Below are 509 nucleotides of genomic sequence, written 5' to 3'. Positions count from 1 at the left end.
CAAAAGATAAAGTGACAAACGACACTACGTTATATGCGAAGTGGAAAATCAATTCTTATAAAGTGAGCTATGTGAGCAATGGTGGTTCTACAGTTCCTACTCAAACTGCGAATTACAATAGCGTCATTAATTTACCAAAACCAACAAAAACGGGTTATACATTTGCTGGATGGTATAAAGATGCTTCATTAAAAACGCCAGTAGGAAATTCAGTAACATTAACTAACAACATCACACTTTATGCAAAATGGAACATTAACACGTATACAGTTAAATTTAACAGTAACGGAGGAAGTTCAGTAACTTCAAAAACAGCAATTTACAATGCAACAATTAGCCAACCGAAGTCACCGACAAGAAAAGGCTATGTATTCATTGGATGGTACAAAGATGCTTCAGGTAAAGTAACTTGGAACTTCACAAAAGATCGGGTTACAGCAAACACAACAATTTACGCGAAATGGGTATCAATTCCTGCTAAACCAACACATGCGAAATTAACGAAAGCT

The 509-nt window shown here is 35.8% G+C and carries 1 protein-coding gene; it reads left to right on the top strand.

What is annotated here, in order from left to right; genetic code table 11:
• A partial coding sequence (locus COC46_RS15635; RefSeq protein WP_176545179.1) for an InlB B-repeat-containing protein occupies window positions 1-509 on the top strand: 509 nt, incomplete at both ends.

The organism is Bacillus sp. AFS041924 (assembly GCF_002577195.1).
Lineage (GTDB): Bacteria > Bacillota > Bacilli > Bacillales > Bacillaceae_G > Gottfriedia.
The sequence above is the reverse complement of the archived record's forward strand: the minus strand, read 5'-3'. Positions and strand labels throughout refer to the sequence as shown.